The organism is Lentzea sp. NEAU-D7 (assembly GCF_026242055.1).
In the GTDB taxonomy this organism is placed as follows: domain Bacteria; phylum Actinomycetota; class Actinomycetes; order Mycobacteriales; family Pseudonocardiaceae; genus Lentzea.
Genome location: NZ_JAPJDL010000003.1, coordinates 547075 through 563706, shown reverse-complemented (window position 1 = coordinate 563706; position 16632 = coordinate 547075). Strand labels below are relative to the sequence as shown.

The window sequence follows — 16632 nt, the reverse complement described above, 5'->3', positions numbered from 1 at the left end:
TGACCAATTTTCACCCATTTGAAACGGCGGCTACTTACCGTGTCCGGCCAGCTCCCCTGCGCTTGTCGTCCGCCAGACGGGCCTTCTCCTCGGCGGTCCCGAAGCGGGCGATGGAGCGGTCCTGGATGAAACCCAGCGGGTCCGGGGCGTGGAGGCGGAGCAGGATCTGATTGACGTCCGCCGGCACCCGTCTGCGGGTCGCCTTGCTGACCACGATCATGGTGATGAACGCGACCGGCACGGTGATCAGCGCAGGCTGCGTGATGAACGCGGGCGCCCAGCGGCCGGTGTAGGAGCTCACGACGCTGACGACCTGAGCGGTGATGACCATGCCGCCACCGACCACGAGGCCGCAGACGGCGCCGACCCAGGTCAGTCCCCGCCACCAGATGCCGAGGACCAGAAGCGGGCAGAACGTCGACGCGGCCAGCGCGAAGGACATGGCCACGGTCAGTGACGCGTCGGAGCGCGGCAGCAGCAGGGCGAGACCGATCGCCACGAGTCCGGTGAACACGGTTGCCCACCGGAAGTCACGAACCTTGCCCGGCATGATGTCCGTCGAGACCACCCCGGCGACCGACACCACGAGGCCCGAGGAGGTCGACAGGAACGCCGCGAACGCGCCCGCCGCGACGATCGCACCGACGATCTGACCGCCCAGGTTCGGCAGCATCGTCTCGGGCAGCATCAGCACCGCCGCGTCGGTCTTGCCGTTCACCAGCAGCTGCGGCAGGTAGAGCCGCGACAGCACGCCCAGCACCGTCGGGAAGATGTAGAACAGGCCCAGCAGGTAGAGCACGTGCAGCGCCGTCCGGCGGGCCGCCTTGCCGTCCGGGTTCGTGTAGAAGCGGACCAGCACGTGCGGCAGGCCCATCGTGCCGAGGAACGTCGCGAAGATCAGCGAGTAGGTCCTGATCAGCTCGGAGAGGCCGCCGGTCTGCGGCCGCGTCCAGTCGAAGTTGCTGGTCGGCGAGCCCTCGACCACCGGCACCGGGCTGCCCGCCTTGAACTCCATCGTCGTGCCGGGGCTCAGCTCGTAGACGCCGCGGCCCCAGAATACCGCCCCGTCCGCGTTCCTGCCGTCGATCTGGCCGCGCACCTCCAGCGTCAGCGGTTCGTCGACGCGGACCTTCACGACCTGCTCGGCGATGGTGACCGACTCGGCCTTCGGGAACCGGACCACGCCGTCGTCGCTGATCGGCTGCGTGCCGCGGTCCGGCGAGGCCAGGAACACCACGAAGAGCACGAACGTGGGCGCGGCGATCGCGAAGAGCTTGCCCCAGTACTGGAACGCCTGCACGAGCGTGATCGCGCGCATGCCGCCGCCCAGCACGTTGACCACCACGATGACCGTGACGACCAGGCCGCCGAACCACGCGGGCAGGCCGGTGATCGTGGTCAGCGTCAGGCCGGCGGACTGCAGCTGCGGCACCAGGTACAGCACGCCGATGCACACCACGAAGAACGTGCTGAAGTGCCGCACGTTCACCGATCCCAGGCGGGCCTCGGCGAAGTCGGGCAGCGTGTACGCGCCGGAGCGGCGCAGCGGTGCGGCGACGAACAGCAGCAGCGCCAGGTAGCCGGCGGTGAAGCCGACCGGGTACCAGAGCGCGTCGACGCCGTCCTTGAGCACGAGCCCGGCGACACCGAGGAACGAGGCCGCGGACAGGTACTCGCCGGAGATCGCGGCGGCGTTGCGGGTGGCCGGGATCGCGCGGCGCGCCACCAGGAAGTCCGGGGTGGTGTTCGCCTTGCGCGACCCGACGTAGCCGAGCAGGAACGTCACGGCCGCAACGGCGACGATGGCGCTGAGGCTGTAGATGGTGGCGTTCACGTCAGCGGTCGACCATGTTCACGAAGTCGCGCTCGTGCCGTTCGGCCTGTCTGCGGAAGACCCACCCGACGCCGTAGAGGATCGGGAAGGGCGCGAGACCGAGCACGAGCCACGGGATGGGAATGCCGAGGATCTTCAGTTCCCCGATCGAGGGAACGAGGTAGAAGGTGATCGGGAGCAGGCACATCCCGATCAGGACGGCGAACGCGAGCCCGAACGCGGACTTGAGCTGCTGCCGGATGAGGTCGCGGACCAGCTTCTCACCGACGCTGGTCTGCTCCTCCAGCTCGATGATCGTTCGTAACGCCTTGCCGCTCTTCTTCGTGGAGTCCGCGAGCACGACCCTGCGGCGGCGAGGCCTGCTGCCCTGCTCGCCGAGCCAGGCCTCCCGGGCGGGTGGCTCGGGCTTTCCCGCGTCGTGCCTGCTCACCAGCCGCTCTTCGGCGGTCGCACGATCCGTTCCTTGAGCTCCTTGGTGTGCCGGCGGCTCACCGGGAGCTCCTTGGCACCGTCACCGGTGCCGATGACGACCGCGTAGCCGTTCGCCGTCATCCGCAGCTCGCTCACCAGCGGCAACGCCACCAGGTACGAGCGGTGGATGCGCACGAACCCCGCGTTCGCCCAGCGTTCTTCGAGCTGCGCTAGCGGGATGCGGACGAGGTGGCTGCCGTCCTGCGTGTGCAGGCGGGCGTAGTCGCCCTGCGCCTCGACGTACCGCACGGACGCGCGCGGCACGAGCTTGATGGTGCCGCCGAGCTCGACGGGGATGACCTCGTCGTCGGTCGGTTCGGCGGGGTTCTGCGCGGCCGGGCCCGACGGGTTCGCCGGCGCCGCCGTGCGGCCCACCCGGTCCGCGACCCGCGAGATCGCCTTGAGGACCCGCTCCTCGTTGATCGGCTTGTTGATGAAGTCGAGCGCGCCGACGTCGAACGCCGTGACGAGCGCGTCGCGTTCCTCGACGCCCGTCACGAAGACGAGCGCCGGCGGATACCGGAACGCACTGAGCACCCGCGCGAGGTCCATTCCGGACAGTCCGGGCATGTTGATGTCCGCGAACACCGCGTCGACCGGCGGCAGGCCGGCCTTGGTCCGCGCCATGACCTCCTGCTCGTAGTCACCCCTCAGGATGCGCAGGGCCTCGGCGGCGTCGAACGCCGTGAGGACGCGCCTGATGTGAGGGCTGCTCTCGAGCAGGAACTTGATCTCGCTCAGGCCAGGAGCCTCGTCATCGACTGCGAGGACGAGGAGACCGGCGTTGTCTTGGGTACTCACTGTGTCGGGCATCTTGCCCATCAATGTGCGGTCATGTCTACGCCGGGGTAGGTCCCGACACGCCCTGTGAAACCGAACTGATGCTCACAGCCCGAATCGGGACCAGCGCGCACGTTCCTCGACGCTCGCGAGCACCTGCGCCACGAGATCGCCCGATCGGGTGGACGCCCCGGTCAGCCCGAGCTTGGCCAGCAGGGGCTTGCGCGGCTCCGCGATCGTGAGCTCGGCGTCCGGGAAGCGCTTGGCGATGACGCTCCGGATGGTGCCGATGCCGTCGATCAGGCCGAGCTGCTGCGCCTTCGTGCCGGTCCAGATCTCACCGCTGAAGAGGTCTTCCTCGGTCTTGAGCTTGGCGCCGCGCCGTTCGGTGACCCACGCCTTGAACTGCTCGTGCAGATCCGCGTGCAGGCCCTTCAGCCACTCGACGTCCTCGGGCTTCTCGGCCTGGAACGGGTCGAGCCGCACCTTGTTCTCACCCGCCGTGTAGACGCGGCGCTCGACGCCGGCCTTGTCCAGCAGGCCGTTGAGCCCGAACCCGGCGCTCACGACACCGATGGAACCCACGAGAGAGGTGCCGTGCGCGTAGATCTCGTCACCAGCACAGGCCAGCCAGTAACCGCCGGACGCCGCCACGTCCTCGCAGAACGCGAGCACCGGCACGTGCTTCTTCGTGGCGAGCTCACGGATGCGCTCGGCGATCAGTGCGCTCTGGGTGGGCGCGCCACCCGGGGAGTTGATGAGCAGGGCCACGGCGATCAGGCGCTCGTTGTCGAACGCGCGGTTGATGGCCGACTCGACGTTCTGGAGGTTGATCGTGTTGCGCGCGACAGGCGAGGACTGCGGGGTGATGACCCCGTGCAACCGCACCGCCGCGACCACCGGCGGCCGCTCACCCCGGTCCATGACCCTCGGGAGCCTGGCCGCGATCTTGTCCGTGACGCTCATGTACTCGACAGTACGTGCGTTTCGCGGACACGCGGGAGCCCAACTGCGCTGTCGGTTGCTCCCGCGTGACCTGGAACACAAGATGCTAGGTTCGGGCTGTGACGTTCAACCCGATCCGCTGGCTCGAACGGTATGTCGAGTGGTGGGACGACCGGGGCAGGCAGAACGCCGCCGGGCCGACGCCGATGCACATCTACTGGATGTGGGTGAGCTGGAGCGTGTGCGCCGTCGTGCTGATCACGACTTTGGCGGTCGCCGCTCGCTGAGCCGGGTGCTCGTCAGCACTTGCAGCTGTTGAACCCCTTGGCGGTGCACTTGATGCAGACGCGGACTCGCTCGGGTGCTTGCTGTTCCTGCACTGGTGTGGCCTTTGCTCCCGGCCGGCCCCTGGTTGCTCAAACGGCCGGCTGTTCATTGGTCAACACCACAATCGGCACGTTGCCCGCCGGGGTTGAGCATGATTGACCTTGCAACTTCTCGCCTGCACATCAGCGCAGGTCAGGCGCGGACCACCGGTTGCTCCGCCGTCATCGGCTCGTCGGTCATCTGCGACCCGATGTTCAGGTTCGGCAGCACGTTGCGGGCGAACTTCGGCACCTTCAGGATGACCTTGGTGCCCGCGTTCGGCGCCGTCTCCACGACCAGCGCGTACTCGGCGCCGAACACCGTGCGCATGCGGTCGTTGATGTTGCCGATGCCGACGTGCGCGCCGGTCTGGTGGGCGTCCTTGATGTCGTCGAGGCGGTCCGGGTCCATGCCGACGCCGTCGTCCTCGACGCTGATCAGGGCCTCGCTGCCGTTGTCCTCGGCGGTGATGGTGAGCATGCCGCCGCCGGGCTTCTTGGCGAGGCCGTGGCGCACCGCGTTCTCGACCAGGGGCTGCAGCACGAGGAACGGCAGGACGACCTGCAGGACCTCGGGGGCGATCCTCAGGCGCACGTTCAGGCGTGAGCCGTATCGGGCCTGTTCGATGGTCAGGTAGCGGTGGATGTTCGTCAGCTCGTCGGCCAGCGTCGTGAACAGGCCGTCGGTGCGGAACGAGTAGCGCGTGAACTCCGCGAACTCCTGCAGCAGCTCTCGGGCGTGCGACGGGTCGGTGCGGATGAGCGAGGAGATCGTGTTCAGCGCGTTGTAGACGAAGTGCGGCGAGATCTGGGCTCGCAGGGCCTTCACCTCGGCCTGGGCCAGTGCCTGCCGCTGCTTCTGGACGACTTCCAGCTCGAGCTGGGTCGAGACGAAGCGGGCGGTCTCCTCGGCCATGCGGATCTGGCGCTTCGAGGCGACGCCGGAGACCACGATCAACGTGCCCGCGACGTCCCCTTCGACGACCAGGGGCACCACGACGACGCTGTGCAGTGAGCACGGACCCTGCAGCTCGCAGCCGAGCTTGCGGTGGTCGACGTGCTCCTTGTGGCAGTTGTTGATGGCACGGGCCACCGTGTCGCGGAGGTACTCGTAGTGGTCGTTCGCGCCGCCGTCCCACGACAGGACGGTGCCCTCTTCGTCGGTGATGGCGACCGCGACGCACCGCAGCATCTCGCGCAGGTGGGGCGTGGCCTTGTCGGCGGCCTCCTGGGTCAGGCCCGCGCGGAGGTCGCTCGACGCCTTGGACATGCGGTCGAGCATGTCCATCACAGCATCCTCGACGGAGGTGCTGACTCGTCGAGCGCGGCACAGCATCACGAAGAGGCCCAGAACGGCCAGGGTCGCGATGACACCGAGCACGGCGCGCTCGGTCAACAGGTCGCCCACGGTGCACATGCTGTGCTGTGGGGCACCCCTATAGCAAGAGGCGCGCCCGGCGTACCCCCGTACGGTCCACCGGCCAGGGTAGACATCCGATGAATTTGGGGAGAGGGTGTGCGCGTGAAAGTGGCACTGTTCGCAACCTGCCTGACGGACACGTTCTTCCCGGAGACGGCCCGTGCCGTGGTGCGTCTGCTGGAGCGCCTCGACTGTTCGGTCGAGTTCCCGCTCGAGCAGACGTGCTGCGGCCAGATGCACTTCAACACCGGCTATCGGGACCATGCGAAGCCGCTGGCCCGCAAGTACACCGACGTATTCGGAAGCTACGACTACGTGGTTGCGCCATCCGGGTCGTGCGCCGGCATGGTCCGGGAGGTCCACCCCACCCTGGGTGAGTCCCCGCCGCGGACGTTCGAGCTCGCGGAGTTCCTGGTCGACGTGCTCGGCGTGACCGACGTCGGCGCCTGGTTCCCCCACCGGGTCACCTACCACCCCACGTGCCACTCGCTGCGCATGCTGGGGGTCGGTGACAAGCCGTTGGCGCTGCTCAGGGCCGTGAAGGCACTCGATCTGGTGGAACTTCCGGACTCGACGCAGTGCTGCGGCTTCGGCGGCACGTTCGCGGTGAAGAACGCCGAGACGTCCACGGCGATGCTCGCGGACAAGATGCGGTGCGTGCTCGACACCGGTGCCGAGGTGCTGTCCGCCGGTGACAACTCCTGCCTCATGCACATCGGAGGTGGGCTCTCGCGGCTGCGCGCGGGCGTGCGGCCGGTGCACCTGGCGGAGATCCTGGCTTCGACGGAGGAGGACCCGTGGCTCGCAACCCGGTGACGTGGCTGGGCAGCCCGGCGTTCCCCAAGGCCGCGAGGGAGGCTTTGCAGGACACCCAGCTGCGGCAGAACCTGCGCAGGGCCACCGGCACCATCCGGGGGCGCAGGGAGGCGGCGGTCGCCGAGATGACCGACTGGGAGATGCTCAGGGTCGCCGGCGAGCAGATCAAGGACGACGTCCTGGCGCGTCTCGACACCCTCCTCGTCGAGCTGGAGGAGTCGGTCACGGCCCGCGGCGGCGTCGTGCACTGGGCGCGGGACGCCGAAGAGGCGAACCGGATCGTGCTCGACCTCTGCCGCGCCGAACAGGCGGACGAGGTCGTCAAGGTCAAGTCCATGGCCACGGCCGAGATCGGGCTCAACGAGGCCCTCGAGGCCGGTGGCGTGCACGCGATCGAGACCGACCTCGCCGAGCTGATCGTGCAGCTCGGCGAGGACCGGCCGTCGCACATCCTGGTGCCCGCGATCCACCGCAACCGCTCGGAGATCCGCGAGATCTTCCAGCGCCGCATGGGGGTCGAGGTCTCCGACGAACCGGCGGACCTCGCCGAGGCGGCGCGGGTGTACCTGCGCGAGAAGTTCCTGACCACCAAGGTGGCCATCTCGGGAGCGAACTTCGCCGTCGCCGACACCGGCTCGATCGTGGTGCTGGAGTCCGAGGGCAACGGCCGGATGTGCCTGACGCTGCCGGAGACCCTGATCACCGTGATGGGGATCGAGAAGCTCGTGCCGACGTGGCAGGACCTCGAAGTCTTCCTGCAGCTGCTGCCCCGCTCGTCCACCGCGGAGCGGATGAACCCGTACACGAGCGTGTGGACCGGCGTGACCCCCGGCGACGGCCCGCAGCGGTTCCACCTCGTGCTGATCGACAACGGCCGCACCGCGACGTTGACGGATTCCGTCGGGCGCCAGGCACTGCGGTGCATCCGCTGCTCGGCGTGCCTCAACGTCTGCCCCGTCTACGAACGCACCGGCGGAAAGTCGTACGGCTCGGTCTACCCCGGACCGATCGGCGCGATCCTGACGCCGCAACTGGTCGGCGACCTGCACGACCCGCAGGCGGCCTCACTTCCCTTCGCCTCTTCGCTCTGCGGCGCCTGCTTCGAGGTGTGCCCGGTGCGGATCGACATCCCGTCCGTCCTCACGCACCTGCGTGCCGAGGTCGTGGAGGCCAAGGGACGCACGCCGGAGTCGGTGGCGATGGCGGCCGCCGCGTGGATGTTCAGGGAGGCCTCGCGCTACGAGAAGGCGCAGAAAGCCGGTGCCCTGGCACGATTCCTGGCCAGGGACGGCAAGATCACGTCACTGCCGTGGCCGGGGTCGAGGTGGACGTCCTCCCGCGACGTGCCCGCACCGCCCGCCGAGTCGTTCCGCGCCTGGTGGAGGAAGAACCGTTGCCAAGAGTGATCAATACCGCCGCACGAGAAGAGATCCTTCAGCGCATCCGCGACGCGAAGGTGCCGCCCGCCCGGCCTGTCGTCCGGGGCTACAACCGGACGGGGCCCGGCGGCGTCGAGCTGTTCGCCGAACGGGTCGCCGACTACCGCGCGATCGTGCGCGTCGTCAGCGACGTGCCTGGAGCTCTAGCCTCCCTGGAGGGCAAGAGGATCGTTGCGCCCCAGGGCGTTCCTGAAGAGTGGTTGATCGACGGCGTCACCTGGCTGCGCGAACCGCTCACGATCGACGAACTCGACCAGGCCGACGGCGTGCTCACCGGGTGCGCGGTCGCGATCGCGGACACCGGCACGATCGTGCTGGACGGCAGCGAGGGCCAGGGACGCCGCGCGCTCACCCTGCTGCCCGACTACCACCTGTGCGTGGTCCGCGAGGAACAGATCGCGGCGTCGGTGCCAGAGGCGTTGCAGCGGTTGGAATCGACGCGGCCGCTGACGTTCATCAGCGGCCCGTCGGCCACCAGCGACATCGAGCTGAGCCGGGTGGAGGGCGTCCACGGCCCCCGCACCCTGGAGGTCTTGATCGTCAGCTAGCGGCGGTCACTTGAGCAGGCGGGACAACCGGCGGTCGGCCAGCGGCTTGCCGCCGGTCTGGCACGTCGGGCAGTACTGGAACGCCTTGTCCGCGAACGACACCTCACGCACCGTGTCACCGCAGACCGGACACGGCAGCCCCGTGCGCGCGTGCACCCGCAACCCCGACCGCTTCTCACCCTTCAGGCGCGCGGCGTCCTGCCCGACGGACCGTGCGACCGCATCGGTCAGGGTCGTGAGCATCGCCTCGTGCAGGTGGTCGAGCTGCTCCGAGTTGAGCTTGCCCGTCGTCGCGTACGGCGAGAGCCGCGCCATGTGCATGATCTCGTCGGAGTAGGCGTTGCCGATGCCCGCGATCAGGCTCTGGTCCGTGAGCGACGTCTTGAGCCGCTCGGTCCGCTTGTCGAACAGGTCTTCCAGCTGGGTGCGGGCGATCCCCAGCGCGTCGGGGCCCAGCCTGGCGACGCTCGCGATGCTCTTCGGGTCGCGCACGATCCACGCCGCGAGGCCCTTCTTCGTGCCCGCTTCCGTCAGGTCGAACCCCGGACCCTGGCCGGGCGGACCGAGGTGGACGCGCAACGCCAGCGGCCCGCGGCCCTGCTTGGGAGGAGGCGCGGACATCGTGTCGGCCCAGCGCAGCCAGCCGGCACGGGCGAGGTGCACGACCAGGTGCAGACCGTCCGCGACCTCCAGGTCGAGGTGCTTGCCGTGCCGGTGCGCGGCCACGACCTCCTGGCCGTGCAGCGCCGTCCACGGCGGGTCGAACGTCTTGAGCACCTGCAGCGATGCGACGTCGACGCGGTGCACCACACGGCCCACCGCGTTCTCACGCAGGTGGTGAACCAGTGCTTCTACCTCGGGTAGCTCGGGCACCGGTCCAGTGTCGCATCAGTCGACGGGTTGCAACGGACCTTCGACGTCCGGCAGCGAGTGCATCTCGATCGTCCTGGCGACCCGGGAGGCCTCCTGACGCACCGCCATCGGGCCGCGAACGGACCCGATCCACCGCTCGGGTGGCAGTTCGTCGGCAGTGGCCTTGCTCTCCGCGACCAGCGTGTGCGGGCGGCGCAGCGCCCAGCGGACCGGGAAGAAGGCGAACAGGAAGATCAGGGCGAGGATCAGCCACGCCGGCACGACGACCTGCTCCGGCGTCCAGGCGATCAGCACGACCACCATCACGGCGAGCATGCCCGCCATCATGATGCCGGGCAGAACACCGCCGCTGACGTCGTGTTCGAAATCGTCGGACTCCACCGGGTTGCGCCACTCGATGCGGCTGTGGACCGTCCACATCCGCCCGTCCGCACCGCGCACCAGCCGCGTCATGTACCCGTCTCCCACGCTCGGTCGGTCTTGGTGAAACCGTACCTGGCGCGGGCAGAGCCTTGTGGGTGAACTCGCCAGACCTTGATCGTCACCGTCAGTTCAGGCGCGGCTCTGTCGGGTAGAGCGTGGCCGTCGTGACCGTGGTCCGCGGCGACGAGCACGGCGGGGAGGACGTCGTCGGCGGTTCGGACGACTTCGACTGCACGTCGAGCGACTTCACCTCGCGCGACGTCGTCGTCGACACCGTGCTGACCAGGCCGGCCTGGTCCGACGACTCGACGATCGTCTCGGCCCGCTCCACCGGCGGGTCCTGGTGCTGCTCGCCGGCCAGCGCCGGCACCGACGAGGCGGTCCTGCGCACGGTCGTCTCCTGGCGCTGCTTGCCGGGGTTGACCACGTTCTCCCGGCGCGGCTCGACCCGCTGCTGCTCGGGAGCGGGCGGCTGGGCCACCACGAGCTCCTGGCTGTGCTCGGAGCTCGACGACCCGGACGTCTCCATGGCGATCACCGGGTTCTGGTCCGGCTGCAGCACGGCGACGCCCGCGGCACCGTTGAACACGGCGGCCACCGTCCCGAACAGGCCGACGGTCGCCACGCTCGCCGCCGCGACCGCCAGTTTCGCCTTGGTCAGGAACACCTTCCCGGCGAACGCGAGCCCCAGCGCCGACGGCACGATCAGGTACGCCGCGCTGGCGCGCAACGTCGCGCAGACCTCGTTCAGCTCGGTGTGGAGCTGCGTGCAGGCGGAACAGGTGTCGAGGTGGGCGCGGATCCGGCGTTCCTCGACGCCCTGGACCCCGCCCGCGGTGTAGGTGCCGAGCTTCGAGCGGATCGCAGCGCACGACGAACGCCCGTCGTCTGCCGCGAGGTGTGCCTGCAAGTACGCCGCACGCAACCCCTCGCGCGCACGGCGGGCCAACGCCGACATGGCGTTCGGCGAGAGTCCGAAGTGCGGTGCCACGGAGGCGGGGCGCTCGCCCTCGACCTCGACGCGCCACAGCACGACCCGCCAGCGTTCGGGCAGGCTGGAGAAGGCCCTGGTGATGAGGTTGTGCTCGGCCCTGCTGTTCGCGTTGTCGCTCACCGGCTCGACGCGACGGCCCAGCTCCTCGTCCTCCACCGGCACGTCGCGGCGCCGCCCGCTCCACTCCCACGCGACGCGGCGCGCGACGGTGAGCAGGTAGGTGCGGACGTGGTCGGTCGGCCCGCTGCCGCGGCGGATCGCCTGGAGCATGCGGAAGAACGATTCAGCGGTGAGGTCGTCGGCCTCGGCCGCCTCCCGGACGTGCCTGAGAGAAAAACGGCGGATCGCGTCCGCATGCCGGGAGAACAGTTCGCCGTAGGCCGAGTCGTCTCCCTCGCGCACTCTGGCGAGCAGGTCCCGGTCGACCTCGTTCTCGTCGACCATCACACGCTTCAACATGCCACAAGGGGCCAGACCTGCCGCTCGATGAGAACAGGTCGATATACAAGACCATCCGTTCGGCGTGGGCTGATCAGCGCAACGCAATCGGTGACAGGACGGTTACAGGTGGGCGTCGGACGGTCGGCGCGACAAGATCGAGCGACTATCGTCACGCACGTGGTGGACTGGCGAGAACGTGCTTCGGCCCTCGTGCCGGAACTCCGTGCTGTCGCCGAAACCGAGGAGTGGTCCTGCCACGTCTTCTTCTCCGAGCTGTACCAGCTGGTCCAGGAAGCGCACCGCGAGCAGGACGACGAGGTGCTGCGCCGCGCGTACGGCTTCGCGCACTGGTGCTTCCACCAGCAAGAGCAGTTCCTCGAGAACGCGGCACTGGTCAGCTTCTACGAGCACGTCTTCGACGACTGGGACCTCCGCGAGGAGGTGGCCGCGTGGCTGCCGGTCGACGTGCTGCCCAAGGTGCGGGCGCTGTGGGAGTGGCGCTGGCCGAAGGAGCAGTTGGACGAGGTAGATCAACTGCTGGCCGGTTTGGCACCCCCCTCGCAAGATGCCGTCTAACCCCTGCTGTATAGTTCTCTCCCGTAAGGCAGTGCGGATGTAGCGCAGTTGGTAGCGCATCACCTTGCCAAGGTGAGGGTCGCGAGTTCGAGTCTCGTCATCCGCTCTCGAAAGAAGCCCGGTGTCCCAGGACGCCGGGCTTCTTTCGTTTTTGGGGATGTTCACGCGGTCCTCGAGGTGATCTCGGGGGCCACCCGTGAAAAGGTGGTCTCAGACCGCTCGCATCAACCTGATCGAGCCTGTTCGACAAGGACCTGGAGATCATGGCCATCAAGCAGACGGCAAACGCTCACTGGGAAGGCTCCCTCGTCGAGGGCAAGGGAAACGTCAGCCTCGCCACCTCCAACAGCGGCAGCTTCGACATCGACTGGAAGGCGCGCGCCGAGGAGGCGGGCGGCAAGACCAGCCCCGAGGAGCTCATCGCCGCCGCGCACTCGTCCTGCTACTCGATGGCGCTCTCGCACGGCCTGACCGGCGCGGGCACGCCGCCCACCTCGATCGACACCAAGGCCGAGGTCTCGTTCCAGGCTGGCGTCGGCATCACCGGCATCCACCTGACCGTCCGCGCGAACGTGCCCGGCCTGTCCCAGGAGGACTTCGTCGCGGCCGCCGAGGGCGCCAAGGCGAACTGCCCGGTCTCCAAGGCGCTCGCCGCCGTCGAGAACATCACCCTCGACGCTTCCCTGGTCTGAACCGCAGCTCCGCGGGCCCGTGACTGATCAGGTGCCTGCGGTAGCGCACGTCGCCGGGCTGCTCGGCCACCTCGGACGAGCGGTCGAGCAGCTCTTCGGCGACGATCCGGCCCTCCAGCCGCGCCAGCTGGGCGCCCAGGCAGTAGTGCGGCCCGTGCCCGAAGCCGAGGTGTCCCGGCACGGACGGCCTGCCGGGGTCGAAGTCCTCGCTGAACACCTTCGGGTCGCGGTTGCCGGCCGCGTAGTCGAGGAACAGGTGCTCGCCCTCCTCGATCCGCACCCCGCGCGTGGTCACCGGGCACGTCGCCGTCCGGAAGAACCCGATGAACGGCGTGTCGAGCCGCACCACCTCCTCCACGACGCCGCCCAGCCGAAGCTCCTTCGCGTCCAACCGCAGGAACGTGCTGGCCAGCATGTTCGTCGTCGAGTCGGTGCCGGCCACGACGATCGCGAGGCACAGCGACAGCCGCTCCTGCTCGGACAGCTGCCCGCCCCGGAACGCGTCCGAGCGCGCGAAGTAGGCGCAGAACTCGTTCATCCCGGCGAAGTACGACCCGAGCGCGCGCTCGTTGACCTCCTCACCGCTGGTCAGCTCCAGCACCGGTGCCACGAACTCCCGGAACAGCGGGAAGTCCGCTTCGGGCACGCCGAGCACGTCACCGACGACCCCGAGCGCGAACGGCGCGGCGAACTCGCTGACGAACTCGGCTTCCGCCGGGAGGCCGTCGAGCAGGGTCCTCGCGCGTTCCCTGATCGGGTCAGCCATTCGGCGCACGGCCGTTGGAGTGAATTTCTGATTCGCCGCCGCGCGAATTCTGGCGTGCCTCGTGCCGTCCGCCGCATTCAGCGAGGACATCAATTCGAGTAATCGCCGCTGCTCCGGCGGCATCAGTGCCGCCACGGCCGCGACCTGCGGACCTGCCATGTTCCGGGAGGAGAACGTCACCGGATCAGCCAGCACGGCACGCAGGTCGGCGTATGCGGTGACGCGCCGGGCGTTGATTCTCGGGTCGAATTCCATTGCGCTATCTTTGCGCGGTTCCAGCCTTTGTCGGGGGCTGACGACAGGACCAAAAACGTGATCATCCGGCTGCTCGGGCCGCTCGAACTCACCGGCCCGAACGGAGCAGTTCAGCTCAGCAGCGCGGGACAGAGAACACTCGTGGCACGGCTGGCGCTGAACCCAGGTGAAACGGTGCCGAGGAGTGCGCTCGTCGACGCGCTCTGGTCGGACGAGGTGCCGGCGTCCGCCACGAAGACCCTGCACAGCCTGCTCGCGCGCCTGCGCGGTCAGATCCGCGACGCCGGGCTGGGTGAGCTGATCACCACCCGCGAGCCGGGTTACGTGCTGAACGCGCCCGCGGACACCGTCGACGCCGCACGGTTCGAGGCGCTCGTCGCGGCGGCGCGGCACAGCGACGAGCCGTTGGCGTCCGCGAAGTTGCTGCGCGAAGCCCTCGCGTTGTGGACGGGCGATCCGCTCGCGGACTGCCGTCCCGGCGAGTGGACGCGGCACGAGTCCGCGCGGCTCATCGACCTGCGCATGGACGCGACCGAGGAGCTGATGGAGGCATCGCTCGCGCTCGGCGAGCACGCCGCGGTGGCGCCGCTGGTCAACGCGCTCGTGGAGCGGCATCCGTTCCGCGAGCGGCTGTGGGAGCAGCTGATGATCGCGCTCTACCGGTCCGGGCGGCAGGCCGAGTCGCTGGCCGCGTTCCAGCGGGCGCGCAGCGTCCTGGTCGACGAGCTCGGCATCGAGCCCGGCCCCCGGCTGCGCGACCTCGAACAGGCGGTGCTGACCGCCGACCCGCGCCTCGACCTGCCGGAACGCACGCCGGTCGTGGTGCGCGGCAACCTGCCCGCCGACCGGTCGAGCTTCGTGGACCGCCCGGAGACCGCGCACGTCGCGGACCTGATCAGGAGGCACCGGCTGGTCACGCTGACCGGCGTCGGCGGGGTGGGCAAGACGCGGCTCGCGATGCACGTGGCGCGCGGCGAGAAGCCGCCGGACGGCGTGTGGCTGGTGGAGCTCGCGGCGTTGCGCGACAGGGCTCTCGTGCCGCACACCGTCGCCGAGGCGCTGGGCGTGGTGGACCAGACCGGACGCGGGCAGCTGACCGTGCTCACGGAGTTCCTGGCGGGCAAGGACGCGTTGCTGGTGCTGGACAACTGCGAGCACGTCGTGGACCACTGCGCGGTGCTGGTGGACACGCTGCTGCGGGTGGCGCCGAACCTCCGTGTCATCGCCACGTCCCGGCGCGCGCTGCGCGTCTACGGAGAGCAGGTCATGTCCGTGGCGCCGTTGTCCGTGCCGTATCCGGCGGCGACGTTGTTCGCCCAACGCGCTGATGCGGCGATTCCCGGCTCGTTCGTCATCACGGCGGCGAACGAGCAGGCCGTCAGCGACCTGTGCCGGCGGCTGGACGGCATCCCGCTGGCGATCGAGATGGCGGCGATGCGGGTGCGCGCGCTGACTCCGGCGCAGCTGCTGGAACGGCTGGACGACAGGTTCCGGGTCCTGACCGACGGCGGGCGGACCGCGTTGCCGCAGCACCAGACCCTGCTCGCGACGATGGAGTGGAGCTTCGACCTCTGCTCACCGCGCGAGCAGCTGCTGTGGGCGCGGGCGTCGGTGTTCGCCGGTAGTTTCGACCTGGCCGCGGCGGAGGCGGTGTGCTCGGACGACTCGCTGACCGCGGACTTCATGTTCGACGCGGTCGACGGGCTGGTCGAGAAGTCCGTGCTGCAGCGCGAAGAACGCGCGGGCGTGGCGCGCTATCGGTTGCTGGAGACCATGCGCCAGTTCGGGCAGACGCGGTTGCGTGCGGGCGATGAGGAGCCACGGCTGAAGACACGCCATCGTGACTGGTACGCAGGCATTGCGTTGCAAGGAGAACAGGCCTGGTTCACGCCACGGCAGGTAGCGACCGTCGCGGCGATGGCGGCCGAGCGCGGCAACCTGCGGGCGGCGCTGGAACACTCGTTGACGACACCCGGCGAGGCCGACGCGGGCCTGCGACTCGCGGCGACGCTGTGGTTCTACTGGGTCGGCTGCGGGCGGTTCGCCGAGGGCCGGCACTGGCTGAACTGGGCGCTGTCCCTGGAGACCGAGCCGTCACGGGCGCGCTGCAAGGCGTTGTGGGTCACCGGGTACCTGGCGACGTTGCAGGGCAACACCTCCGCGGTGCCGGCGTTGCTGGAGGCCTGCCGCGCCGAGGCCGCGGCGCTGGGAGACGAGGACGCCGACGTCTACGCGACCTACGTGCAGGGCGCGGCGGCGGTGTTCGACGACGACCTGCCGCTGGGCGCGAGGCTGCTGGCCGAAGCCGACCGCAGACATGCCGAGCTCGGGCACATGGACAGCAACGTGGTCATGGCGCGGGTGGCGCTGGCGATCACCGTGGCGTTCGGCGGCGAACTCGACCGTGCGGCGGAGATCTGCACCAAGGCACGGCTTGTGTGCGAGGAGAACGGCGAGCTGTGGGCGCGCGCGTTCGCGTTGTACGTCCTGGCCTTCGTGGCGATGGGACGGGGCGACGTCGTCGAGGCCCGCGAGCTGGCCGTGTCCTCGTTGCGCATCAAGGAGAAGTTCAACGACCTGCTGGGCATCGCCGTCTCGGTGGAGCTGCTGGCGTTGATCTCGGTCGTCACCGGGTCCGCCTCGCACGCCGCGTTGCTGCTGGGCGGCGCGGACCGGGTGTGGCAGTCGGTCGGGTTGCCGCTCTTCGGGTCGGCGAACTTCGCGGCGTCGCACGACCACTGCGTGGCGTTGTGCCGTCAGGCCTTGGGACCTGAGGCCTACGAGGACCACTTCTCGCGCGGTGCGGCGATGACCGTGCCTGCGGTGGTCGCGGCCGCGCAGTCGTGACGCAGGCTCCGTGCAACCGGGCGCCGGGACGCTGTCCGGATGAGGACCAGCGTTCGCACACCTGACGCGGGAACCGTCGAGGAAGTGCTGAAACTAGCCGCCAGAGCACCGTCGTTCGGCATCGTTCCGCCGTGGCGGTGGCGGAAC

At 69.2% G+C, this 16632-nt stretch carries 16 protein-coding genes and 1 tRNA gene; 8 read left to right on the top strand and 9 right to left on the bottom strand.

Annotated elements, in window-relative coordinates; all coding sequences use genetic code 11:
* Positions 1–34: 34 nt before the first annotated feature.
* From ORI60_RS09650 to ORI60_RS09635, 4 genes are all read right to left on the bottom strand, one after another.
* Positions 35–1834 carry a cation acetate symporter gene (locus tag ORI60_RS09650; protein ID WP_266036484.1) on the bottom strand — a complete coding sequence of 600 codons (1800 nt, stop codon included), beginning with the start codon at positions 1832–1834 and terminating at the stop codon, positions 35–37.
* 1 nt (position 1835) lies between these two features.
* Complete coding sequence (locus ORI60_RS09645) at positions 1836–2264, bottom strand: hypothetical protein (protein WP_030480300.1); 429 nt, start codon at positions 2262–2264, stop codon at positions 1836–1838.
* Positions 2261–3127: a LytR/AlgR family response regulator transcription factor gene (locus tag ORI60_RS09640; protein WP_266036481.1), complete on the bottom strand. Its 867-nt coding sequence runs from the start codon at positions 3125–3127 to the stop codon at positions 2261–2263. Before ORI60_RS09640 ends, ORI60_RS09645 begins: the two co-directional genes overlap by 4 nt.
* A gap of 63 nt (positions 3128–3190) precedes the next feature.
* On the bottom strand, positions 3191–4051 hold the full coding sequence (locus ORI60_RS09635) for a S49 family peptidase (protein ID WP_266036479.1): 861 nt from the start codon (positions 4049–4051) through the stop codon (positions 3191–3193).
* Positions 4052–4149: 98 nt separating this feature from the next.
* Between ORI60_RS09635 and ORI60_RS09630 the strand changes: the two genes are divergently transcribed.
* A complete protein-coding gene (locus tag ORI60_RS09630) occupies positions 4150–4317 on the top strand; it encodes a hypothetical protein (protein ID WP_166048541.1) in 168 nt (55 codons plus the stop codon).
* A 232-nt stretch (positions 4318–4549) separates the two neighbouring features.
* Here ORI60_RS09630 and ORI60_RS09625 read toward each other — a convergent pair whose 3' ends face one another.
* Positions 4550–5812, bottom strand: coding sequence for a sensor histidine kinase (locus ORI60_RS09625; protein WP_266036474.1), 1263 nt, complete (start codon positions 5810–5812; stop codon positions 4550–4552).
* A gap of 111 nt (positions 5813–5923) precedes the next feature.
* Here ORI60_RS09625 and ORI60_RS09620 point away from each other — a divergent pair, with 111 nt between their 5' ends.
* Genes ORI60_RS09620 through ORI60_RS09610 form a run of 3 tightly spaced genes read left to right on the top strand, consistent with a single transcriptional unit; the run spans position 5924 to position 8618 of the window.
* Entirely contained in the window at positions 5924–6631 is a 708-nt protein-coding gene (locus ORI60_RS09620; protein WP_266036472.1) for a (Fe-S)-binding protein, read from the top strand.
* Positions 6613–8037 (top strand): LutB/LldF family L-lactate oxidation iron-sulfur protein, encoded by a 1425-nt coding sequence (locus ORI60_RS09615; RefSeq protein WP_266036471.1) that lies wholly within the window; start codon positions 6613–6615, stop codon positions 8035–8037. The genes ORI60_RS09620 and ORI60_RS09615 overlap by 19 nt, the downstream gene beginning before the upstream one ends.
* Positions 8034–8618, top strand: coding sequence for a LutC/YkgG family protein (locus ORI60_RS09610; RefSeq protein ID WP_266036469.1), 585 nt, complete (start codon positions 8034–8036; stop codon positions 8616–8618). The genes ORI60_RS09615 and ORI60_RS09610 overlap by 4 nt, the downstream gene beginning before the upstream one ends.
* Positions 8619–8624: 6 nt before the next feature.
* On the opposite strand, the gene ORI60_RS09605 is transcribed toward ORI60_RS09610, so the two are convergent.
* From ORI60_RS09605 to ORI60_RS09595, 3 genes are all read right to left on the bottom strand, one after another.
* On the bottom strand, positions 8625–9491 hold the full coding sequence (locus tag ORI60_RS09605) for a DNA-formamidopyrimidine glycosylase family protein (protein ID WP_266036467.1): 867 nt from the start codon (positions 9489–9491) through the stop codon (positions 8625–8627).
* A 15-nt stretch (positions 9492–9506) separates the two neighbouring features.
* Positions 9507–9944 (bottom strand): DUF983 domain-containing protein, encoded by a 438-nt coding sequence (locus ORI60_RS09600; RefSeq protein ID WP_266036465.1) that lies wholly within the window; start codon positions 9942–9944, stop codon positions 9507–9509.
* A 94-nt stretch (positions 9945–10038) separates the two neighbouring features.
* Positions 10039–11367 (bottom strand): sigma-70 family RNA polymerase sigma factor, encoded by a 1329-nt coding sequence (locus ORI60_RS09595; RefSeq protein WP_266036463.1) that lies wholly within the window; start codon positions 11365–11367, stop codon positions 10039–10041.
* 159 nt (positions 11368–11526) lie between these two features.
* Here ORI60_RS09595 and ORI60_RS09590 point away from each other — a divergent pair, with 159 nt between their 5' ends.
* The 3 genes from ORI60_RS09590 to ORI60_RS09580 all read left to right on the top strand — a co-directional run bounded on the left by ORI60_RS09590 (position 11527) and on the right by ORI60_RS09580 (position 12617).
* On the top strand, positions 11527–11925 hold the full coding sequence (locus tag ORI60_RS09590) for a hypothetical protein (protein ID WP_266036461.1): 399 nt from the start codon (positions 11527–11529) through the stop codon (positions 11923–11925).
* A gap of 33 nt (positions 11926–11958) precedes the next feature.
* A tRNA-Gly gene (locus ORI60_RS09585) sits at positions 11959–12031 on the top strand.
* Positions 12032–12188: 157 nt separating this feature from the next.
* Positions 12189–12617, top strand: coding sequence for an OsmC family protein (locus ORI60_RS09580; RefSeq protein ID WP_266036459.1), 429 nt, complete (start codon positions 12189–12191; stop codon positions 12615–12617).
* Here the strand turns inward: ORI60_RS09580 and ORI60_RS09575 are convergent.
* Entirely contained in the window at positions 12592–13383 is a 792-nt protein-coding gene (locus tag ORI60_RS09575) for a cytochrome P450 (protein ID WP_266036457.1), read from the bottom strand. The two genes, ORI60_RS09580 and ORI60_RS09575, sit on opposite strands and share 26 nt — an antisense overlap.
* A gap of 312 nt (positions 13384–13695) precedes the next feature.
* Between ORI60_RS09575 and ORI60_RS09570 the strand changes: the two genes are divergently transcribed.
* Positions 13696–16485 (top strand): BTAD domain-containing putative transcriptional regulator, encoded by a 2790-nt coding sequence (locus tag ORI60_RS09570; protein ID WP_266036455.1) that lies wholly within the window; start codon positions 13696–13698, stop codon positions 16483–16485.
* Positions 16486–16632: the final 147 nt, after the last annotated feature.